This is a genomic window from Vibrio sp. V01_P9A10T6, from assembly GCF_963877065.1.
Classification (GTDB): domain Bacteria; phylum Pseudomonadota; class Gammaproteobacteria; order Enterobacterales; family Vibrionaceae; genus Vibrio; species Vibrio anguillarum.
Genome location: NZ_CAWNTB010000027.1, coordinates 1 through 9,245, shown reverse-complemented (window position 1 = coordinate 9,245; position 9,245 = coordinate 1). Strand labels below are relative to the sequence as shown.

At 41.8% G+C, this 9,245-nt stretch carries 9 protein-coding genes; 7 read left to right on the top strand and 2 right to left on the bottom strand.

Annotated elements, in window-relative coordinates; genetic code table 11:
• The first annotated feature begins 239 nt into the window (after positions 1 to 239).
• A complete protein-coding gene (gene fadR / locus AACQ21_RS01800; RefSeq protein ID WP_010319711.1) occupies positions 240 to 1,079 on the top strand; it encodes a fatty acid metabolism transcriptional regulator FadR in 840 nt (279 codons plus the stop codon).
• Between the two features lie 52 nt (positions 1,080 to 1,131).
• On the opposite strand, the gene AACQ21_RS01795 is transcribed toward fadR, so the two are convergent.
• Positions 1,132 to 2,292, bottom strand: coding sequence for a DUF1887 family protein (locus AACQ21_RS01795; RefSeq protein WP_013856516.1), 1,161 nt, complete (start codon positions 2,290 to 2,292; stop codon positions 1,132 to 1,134).
• A 176-nt stretch (positions 2,293 to 2,468) separates the two neighbouring features.
• Positions 2,469 to 4,460 carry a methyl-accepting chemotaxis protein gene (locus AACQ21_RS01790; RefSeq protein ID WP_026027184.1) on the bottom strand — a complete coding sequence of 664 codons (1,992 nt, stop codon included), beginning with the start codon at positions 4,458 to 4,460 and terminating at the stop codon, positions 2,469 to 2,471.
• A gap of 357 nt (positions 4,461 to 4,817) precedes the next feature.
• Here AACQ21_RS01790 and hinT point away from each other — a divergent pair, with 357 nt between their 5' ends.
• The 6 genes from hinT (at position 4,818) to ycfP (ending at position 9,158) form a co-directional block, all read left to right on the top strand.
• Positions 4,818 to 5,168, top strand: coding sequence for a purine nucleoside phosphoramidase (gene hinT / locus AACQ21_RS01785; protein WP_026028145.1), 351 nt, complete (start codon positions 4,818 to 4,820; stop codon positions 5,166 to 5,168).
• A 67-nt stretch (positions 5,169 to 5,235) separates the two neighbouring features.
• Complete coding sequence (locus tag AACQ21_RS01780; protein WP_105976688.1) at positions 5,236 to 6,627, top strand: COG3014 family protein; 1,392 nt, start codon at positions 5,236 to 5,238, stop codon at positions 6,625 to 6,627.
• Complete coding sequence (locus AACQ21_RS01775) at positions 6,627 to 7,016, top strand: YcfL family protein (RefSeq protein WP_013856520.1); 390 nt, start codon at positions 6,627 to 6,629, stop codon at positions 7,014 to 7,016. The genes AACQ21_RS01780 and AACQ21_RS01775 overlap by 1 nt, the downstream gene beginning before the upstream one ends.
• Positions 7,017 to 7,038: 22 nt before the next feature.
• Positions 7,039 to 7,629: a penicillin-binding protein activator LpoB gene (gene lpoB, locus AACQ21_RS01770; protein WP_013856521.1), complete on the top strand. Its 591-nt coding sequence runs from the start codon at positions 7,039 to 7,041 to the stop codon at positions 7,627 to 7,629.
• Between the two features lie 34 nt (positions 7,630 to 7,663).
• Positions 7,664 to 8,515, top strand: coding sequence for a phosphotransferase (locus tag AACQ21_RS01765; protein ID WP_047687964.1), 852 nt, complete (start codon positions 7,664 to 7,666; stop codon positions 8,513 to 8,515).
• 100 nt (positions 8,516 to 8,615) lie between these two features.
• Positions 8,616 to 9,158: an alpha/beta hydrolase YcfP gene (ycfP, locus tag AACQ21_RS01760; protein WP_013856523.1), complete on the top strand. Its 543-nt coding sequence runs from the start codon at positions 8,616 to 8,618 to the stop codon at positions 9,156 to 9,158.
• The last annotated feature ends 87 nt before the right edge of the window (positions 9,159 to 9,245 follow it).

The following is a 9,245-nucleotide window of genomic DNA, read 5'->3' as shown; positions in this document are numbered from 1 at the left end:
ATTAATGTGAGTTATATCTCTTTATTTTTTCTACTCTTATGAGTTCTTCCTTTTGAAGAACTGCTAAAAATTACCATTTCATTGACTCGGTATTGTTCATAAACAAGATGATTAAATTAGAGTTTAAGCTCTATTTTGTTTGTGATAACTTCGCGGATGGTTTGTTTCCGATAACGTTCAACTAGTGGTATGATGAGTCCCATTCGACCCAAATAAATAGAAAACTGGATAAGTACTTAATGGTCATTAAGGCAAAAAGCCCAGCAGGTTTTGCTGAAAAATACATAATTGAGAGCATTTGGAATGGTCGCTTTGCACCGGGTTCTATCTTACCTGCAGAGCGCGAACTTTCAGAATTAATTGGTGTAACACGTACAACGCTTCGAGAAGTATTACAACGCTTAGCCCGTGATGGTTGGTTGACTATACAGCATGGTAAGCCAACAAAAGTAAACCAATTTATGGAAACTTCCGGTTTACACATATTAGATACATTAATGACGCTCGATGCTGAAAATGCCACCAGTATTGTGGAAGACTTACTTGCGGCTCGGACAAATATTAGCCCCATATTTATGCGTTATGCATTTAAAGTGAACAAAGAGCCTGCCGAGCGCACTATTACTAATGTTATCGAAAGCTGTGAAGCACTATTAAGTGCCAAATCTTGGGATTCTTTTATGGAGTTATCTCCTTATGCACAGAAAATCCAGCAGCATATTAAAGATGATGGTGAAAAAGACGAATATAAACGTCAGCAAATATTGATTGCGAAAACCTTTAACTTTTACGATTACATGTTATTTCAGCGTTTAGCGTTTCACTCAGGAAACCAAATTTATGGTTTGATTTTTAATGGGCTAAAGAAATTATATGACCGAGTTGGCAGCTATTATTTCTCTAATCCAGAAGCACGCGAGTTAGCCTTGCAGTTTTACCGTGAATTATTAGCAGTATGTGAAAGTGGCAATCGTGAGCAGTTGCCGATTGTGATCCGTCATTACGGTATTGACAGCGCTCACATATGGAATCAAATGAAAACAACGTTACCGACAAATTTTACAGAAGATGATCATTAGAAAATTCGTTTTACTGTAAAAAAAGCCCGTATGAAACGGGCTTTTTTGTAGGTTAGATATCTTCGTTACCACCCGCTTCTTTAAACCAAGCGGCTAAATGTAATTTTAAATCTTTCAGTTCATCTGGGCCGATTAAGGCCAACCCTAAATCTTCTGCACGAGTAATGTCATTATGGCGGAGTGGGCGAAAGCTCACGAGCATAGCGCGAGCTTGTAGGCCACCAAGCAAATCACGTAATGATTCTAGCTTATAAAGCGTATCATCGCCGTCATCACGCATACCTTTCGTTTTACATTCAATAATATGCAGTTTGTTATTCACCACTGTAGCGACATCGAGTTCATTTCTGACTTCTCGCTCACCTAATTGACGGTAGACTTGAACATTCAAAGAGCGATCTTGAATGGTAGGCATATCATCTTGGATCTGCCTTATTGTACTGTGCACTAATGTTTCTAACCATTCTCCATTGGAAAATCGGCGCGCATCTTCGTTGGCGAAGGTTAAAATGCCATTTTGATAGGTGGCGATTTGTGCTTCGACAAGATCGGTCAACAGAATATGAAGTTCACGATACCCTTGTTGTTTTTCTGAAAGTGCAACATCTAGCCGCTGCTCTTTGCGGCACGTCGTCGCTAAATAGTTTAATGTGGCTAAACCAGGACCAAGTTCTAATGCATTACTTGCCCAGCGCTCGCCGAGTTCGTAAAGTTTTTGGTCAAGTTGTGGCGGAATATGATGCTCACTAAATTCACCCCGTGCACCAAAAATGGTTAAGTAGTCTGAAATGGTAATGTGGTCTTGCACTTGGGTATTATTTTGACCATCGGGATAAAGCCAACACAGCTGATCACTGTTCGGTTCGACGACAAAAATAGGCCATTGATAGCTACGGAACACCTCATAAACGGATAATAAACGATGTCTCAAACCACAACTTGCGTTCAGCTTGACTTCGTCGTATCTGGTTTTCAAATCTTCCGCTAAAAACTGGATAGCTTGTTTGATTGCTGAGGTATTGGAACCCGATGGGATTTCAAAAAACTCAGAAGTGATGTCGCGCTGACTCAATACCGAGTGTAAACGTAAATACATTGATTTTTGGTCTTGATCACCGATGAAGACAATGTGCGAACTTACCGTTCGATTATCAAGCAGGGGAGTAACCAAGCGAATAGGGTCTTGGTCGATAATGCCAACATGAACAGCCATAGATCATCCTCATGTTTGGCTTGCAAAGAGTAGGAGGTAGATAATAATGCGCAAGCCGATAGTTATCATATAACGATGTGGCATCAAAAAAACAAGGGCGACTTTAGATTAAAAGCCGCCCTTGAGACATAATTTACATGTAACTTACAAATGGGGTTGAGTTTATTAACGGTCACTCATAATGTAAAACGATGGACTAATTCATTCTGCTGATTAGCAAGCTGAGTTAGGTTGGCGCTTGCCTGTGCAATTTGAGACATGGCTTGATAGCTACCATCTGCGATTAAATTAATATCCTCGATACTGCGTGCAATGTCACCAGTTGTTTCACTTTGCTCGGCAGCCGCCTGTGTAATATGAGTACTCATCTGACTGATTTCTAGAATTAACGCTTGGATCTCTTCCATTGCGCTATTCGCCGTTGATGCTTGCTCGACAGAAAGTTCCATATCAGTCATGCAGCTTTCAATAACAGTACTGGCAGAAGATGAGCTGGATTGCAAGTTGCTGATCATACTTTCAATTTCAGACGTCGAATCCGTTGTGCGTTTTGCCAAAACACGAACTTCGTCAGCTACGACTGCAAACCCGCGCCCTTGCTCTCCAGCACGAGCAGCTTCAATCGCGGCATTGAGCGCCAATAAGTTGGTTTGTTCTGCAATGTTACGAATCACATCCAAGATAGAACCAATTTGGCTGCTCATTTTTTGCAGTTCACCGACAGCATCAACCGATTGATTTAAGCGAGTCTCCAATTGATTAATAGTAGTGATATTGTCACTCATAATTTTACGGCCCGATTCAGAAGCCGATTCAACTTTCTGCACCATCTCTAGCGAACTTTGAGCACTTTGCGCTACTTCTTGTACTGAATGAGCCATTTCTGTCATTGCGGTTGCCACGCTCGCGGTTTGCTCACGTTGGGTGCTGAGCTGTGACTGTGCTTTTGAAGAGGTGGTTTGGTTATGGTTAGCTGTGTTGGTTAAATTTTCAGAAGCATCATTCAACTGCACCAAAATATGGTGCAAATTATCTGCTAGCGAATTGATGTGGCCACTTAAGCGACTAAACTCGTTGTTGTAACGAATTTCAATGCGTTGTGTCATATCTCCTTTTGTCAGCCCTTCTAGCGTTTTGAGTATACGATTTAACGGCTCACGAACACTTTGCGCAATGTGGTAACCAATACCCGTAGCCACTAGTACAACCGCAATACCAATCACGATCGCTTTAATAACTCCTTGCTTATAGACTTCCCCGGCTTCTCGCAGAGAGGCATTTAAACCGTCGGTCGCAGTATCGTTAAAAGAGTCTAAAATCGTCATTGCTTTATCGACCTCGATAGCCAAATTCGCAATGTTTTCATAAAGAGCTGTTTTCGCTAGTAAGTAACTATTGTGTTGATCAAGCACACCACCCTTTTGCCCAATATCTTGAGAGAATTTTTGGACGAGATCGTCAAATGTTTTTTTCAGTTCAGGTAATTGGGTCGATAAGCCTCGGTAAGCGTAGTTGAGGTGCGTGACCGCTTTTTTATTCATGGTGACAGCCTTGTCAACAAAGGCGACATCCGAACTGGCCAAAGCGTCTGAAGTGATTAATTCCGCATCTTTCAATTTAATGAAATAACTTTTCGCCATGACTTTAACTGAAATGCTATTTTGCCCATCGACAAAATCTTTCATTCCTGTGCTTAAATCAGCATGAAGTCTTTGAAATTCACGAGTTGATTTTTGCACTTGAGCTTGCGCCTCAAACATCGCCTGATAATTATTCATGGCTTGTTCTGCTTCTGAAAAGTAGCGGAGTTCCATCTGTTTAAGTTGGCTTATCCGCTCTTCAAGAGAGGGGTTCATTGCACTTGCTTGTTGGAGCTGGTTTAGCACGTCAGCAAAATCTTGTTTTGCTTTAGCAAATTCTGAACGCATCACATTCATGCGATCTTGGTTTTGTGTCGTCAAAAAGTCCTTAAAAGATTTATCGGCAGAAAGCAGTTGAACACTTGTTTTGTTTGACAAAGAAACGAGCGGTAAGGCGGTGGTTGATACACTTTCGAAATTAGAATGAATTTGATTCATTCCTCCCATCATAATGGCGGTCGTTACTGCAAACATGATGATGATCAGTGTGAAACCAGCGTACATTCGCCTAATCACTGAACCCTTCATAATCCTCTCCCTAGAAAAATAGTGTTTTGTTTTAAAAAATAACAAAATAATGAGTATTGTATTGAATGTGAGACGTACATTTTATGACGGGCCTGGCAAAACGCATTTTTTATATTAGTGTTCTGTCATTTATGCTACGCGTACGGTGTTTTTTATTGAGCTTTTGACAGGGTTCACGCATACTCAAATCCAACTACACACCTATTATATTCAGTAGCATTAAGGTCAAATTAGTGTCGGTTCTATCGGTTGTCGATATGTTGTCGTGGGCCACTTAGGTATTAGCCTTGAACCACTTATCTCGATCTAATGTACTTTGATGTGACTGCGTAGGCCTATTTACTAGTGGAGTATTTCATGGCTGAAGAAACCATTTTTAGCAAAATTATCCGTAAAGAAATTCCTGCAGATATCCTCTATCAAGATGATTTAGTTACCGCCTTTCGGGACATTAACCCTAGAGCGCCTAGCCATATTCTTATCATTCCCAATGCGTTTATTCCGACGACCAACGATGTTGAACTTGAGCATGAAGCGGCTATGGGACGTATGTTTACAGTGGCAAAAAAAATCGCTCAACAAGAAGGTATTGCACAAGATGGCTATCGCTTGATAGTGAATTGTAACGCTCATGGTGGCCAAGAGGTTTACCACATTCATATGCACTTGGTTGGTGGTCGCCCGTTGGGTCCGCTTTTGATGAGCTAATGCATGGGTCGCCCAGTCACTATTGGGCGCTCGATTGATACGATTAGAGTTAAATATGGAGTATTGAGTGAAGCGTTACGTGCGACATATTACGGTTTTTTTATCGCCTTTTTTTCTCAATGCCTGTGCTAATTTTTCTGCGGGGAACTTGTTTAGTCATTACAGTGCTCAAAATGGCGCTGTCTATCAGTCCGTTAAATCTGGGCAGTATCAAGATGCGGAGAATGAACTTGTGGAATTTGTCGCGGGTGACATTCTGGACAATCTGGAAAAAGGGCGAGTCCATTTTCTTAACCAGAATTATGTAGACAGTAAGCGTAGTTTCGAATTGAGTGATTCTGCGGTTAAAATTCAACAAGATAAGGCATTGATTTCACTAAGTGATACGGCGACAAGTGTCGGTGCGTTGGCTGTGAATGATAACTTGATGGAATACGTTCCTGCGGATTATGAACTCGGTTTTTTACATCTTTATCTCGGTTTAAATTATTTACAACAGAATGATTTGGATGGAGCTCTGGTTGAGGTTCGGCGAGCGAATCAGGTACAAGAGCAAGCAAGGCAGGCTAGAGAAGCGGAACTTGAAAAGGCGCAAAAAGAGCTAAAATCACAAGGTGTGACACCAAACTTAGGCAGCGTACTAGCAAACTACCCTGATGCAGGAAAAGCTTTGCAGGCGGTGCAGAATGGTTACCTTTTTTACCTTTCTGCTTTGCTTTATGAAGCCTATGGTGATCTTAACAGTGCCTATGTCGACTATCGACGCGCTTTGGCCGTCACTCCCGATAATATTGAGGTTATAGAGGGGACATTACGCGTTGCGAAACGATTGGGGATGAGAGAAGACCTAATCCAATTAGAGAAACGCTACGGGAAATCTCATTCACTGACTGCTTCTCAAGGTCGTGTGCTTATAATAGAAGAGCAGAGTGTGGTGAAAGCCTTAGATAGCTGGCGTCAATCTTTACCCTTGTATGACAGCAGAGGAAATGGCGCATTGTATTCTCTCGCCTTACCTTATTACCCTAATACACCCGTTGAATCATTTTTATCACTGACGATGAATGACAAAGTACTGACTTCTCATTTTTTGACGGATGTGAATTTAATGGCAAGGCGAAACTTGTCTGAGAAAATGCCCTCTATAGTAATAAGGCAAGCGTTGAGAGTGCTGGCGAAAGATCAATTGCGCAAAGAAGCGGCCAAAGATGACAATGTTGGTAATTTAGTCTTCAACGTTTGGAATCTGCTGACAGAGCAGCCCGATACGCGCAGTTGGCTAACGCTGCCAGGGCTGGTGCAAACGGCCAGTCTGCAAGTCAATGCAGGCGAGCAACGAATAAAGGTGGGAGAGCAAGAATATCAGTTTTCTGTACCGGAAAAAGGCACCACTTTGGTGTGGGTTTCTCGTCAGGGACGTCATTCAACCATCTGGCATAAACAACTAGGAAGATTGTAATGAAAAAGTGGATATTGGGACTGTTAGTCACATTCTCATTGATTGGATGTGCTGAAAATACCGCAGGATTAAGAGTTGATGGCGCTTCGCAAAAAGTGCTATTTGGCGACAATGTATTAGGTAATCGCTTGGTTGTTGAAGACATTGCAACTAACCAAGTGGATGGTCATACGAGGGGACTTGTGCGTTTAGTGAGTCATTACCAAGGTGACCAAATTATCGAGTACCGTTTTTCTTGGTATGACGATGATGGGCTTGAAGTCAATAACAGACAAAGTCCTTGGAAACAAAAGATAATCAGTGGGATGGAGACGGTGTCGTTGTCGGAGATTTCTGTCAATCCAAATGGAAAACAGTTTCGCGTACAGATCCGTGGGTCAAATAATTAAATTGGGAAAGTAAGGAACCAATATGAACAAAAGTATTATCGCATTGCTAGGGCTCGCTGTCATTTTGGGCGGCTGTTCAAATAAAGTCAGCTACGGAGATGCACAATCCGTTGAAACGACGACAGTTGATTTTGGTTCAACAGATTTACAAAAAATCGCGGGGGAAATGGTTGATAGCATGATGATGTCAGGTTCGGTAGCAGCGATTACCCGTGATTCTCGTCCTATCGTGTTTGTTGAGCGAATCAAAAATAAAACCAGTGAGCACATTGATACTGAATCTATCACTGATACCATCAGTACTAAGATGTTGAATTCAGGTAAGTTCCGCTTCGTCGACATGGATCGTGTTGAAGCCGTGCGCGAACAGCTCAATTTCCAAAATAATGATGAGTTGGTCAACCAAAGTACCGCCATTCAGTTTGGCAAAATGGTTGGCGCACAATATATGCTGTATGGCAACTTGTCGAGTATTGTGAAAAACGCAAGCAGTGATAAAGATGTATATTACAAAATGACGATGCGTTTAATGGATCTTCAAAGCGGCCTTATTGAATGGGCAGATGAAACCGAAATTCGTAAACAGCAGTCAAAAAGTTTACTCGGTTTTTAATCACAAAATTGAGTAATTGAGAGAAGAGGTCCTTATGGCGAGAATGTCTTGGCGTGAAGCTTGTCAGCTTGATCGTACCTTAACGTCGCTAGAAGGATTCTTCTCTGCTCCCCCTGACTACGCACAAACGCTGACAGGGGGGTTAACAAACCGATGTTGGAAAATTGTCACGGAGGAATGCAGCTTTGTTTGGCGGCCTAATACGCCGATCACTCAAGCCTTTTCCATTTCGCGTTTTCAAGAATATCAAATTCTCTCTGCTATCGAATCTTCTCACTTAGGCCCCAAGCCACTTTCCATTAATGATCAAGGATTATTGGTTGAATGGATTGATGGCCAATCCCTTACTGGTGGTTTACCTTTCGATTCTCTATTAAAAACACAGATAAAGATCCATAATCTCAGTACAGCACGCATCCCAGTTGCCCCTTTCAGTTTTATCGCTCGGGTTGATCATTATTGGCTACAGCTCAAAGCTGAGTATAAAAGTGAGGACTTGTCGGCTTTATATCAACGTTGGCGCACCGCACCTAACCTTGCTGATGTTGGTCAGACTTTGTGTCACTTTGATTTAGCTGGCTACAATATGGTTAAAACCGATGAAGGTAACCGCGTGATTGATTGGGAATACGCCTCAATTGCCGACCCCCGGCTCGACCTGGCTTTAAGCATTGATGTTGCAGAAGAAAAACCATTAGAGGCGGTCTACCGTTATTGTCAATTGCGTGAGATTGTGGGGGTCGATGATTGGGTCGAAGGTGTGGTGGCTTGGCATCCAAGAGCAACAATGATGGCCATGTTATGGTATTTGTTAGCACATCAATTATGGGGTGATGACTATTATCGTCAACAAGCCGAACATCTAAAACGCACATTATGTAGCTAGGATCACTGTTTCGTCGTTTTGTTGCAGTAAATTAAGGTTAAAGTCTTTGAAACCACAATCTTCGTGGTAGATTAAAAACCTCAAGGAGTGGGGAGTTATTATGATTATTTATCTGCACGGTTTTGATTCAACAAGCCCAGGAAACCATGAAAAAGTACTGCAATTGCAATTTATTGACAGCGATGTCCGTTTTATTAACTACAGTACACAGCACCCAAAACACGATATGCAGCATCTTCTAAAAGAAGTGCATAAAGTGATTGAGTTGTCTGATGACCCACATCCGATTATTTGTGGTGTAGGCCTCGGCGGCTTTTGGTCTGAGCGGATTGGATTCTTATGCGGAATTAAGCAAGTGGTGTTTAATCCTAACTTGCATCCGGAAACAAACATGACTGGACGCATCGATCGCCCTGAAGAGTATGAAGATATTGCGACTAAGTGTGTTGAGCAATACAGGGTAAAAAATAAAGGACGCTGTTTAGTGATTTTATCTAAAGAAGATGAAATTCATGACAACAGCAAAACAGCAGCAGAGCTCGAAAACTACTACGATATCATTTGGGATGAAACCCAGAACCATAAGTTCAAGAAAATCTCACAGCATTTGCAAGCGATGAAGGCATTTAAAGAATCAAATTAAGCATCCGTGCATCATAGTTTCGACTGAACGACTCACAATTGTGAGTCGTTTTTTTATGGCCCAACCCCCCTATGTCTCGTAGTGAAA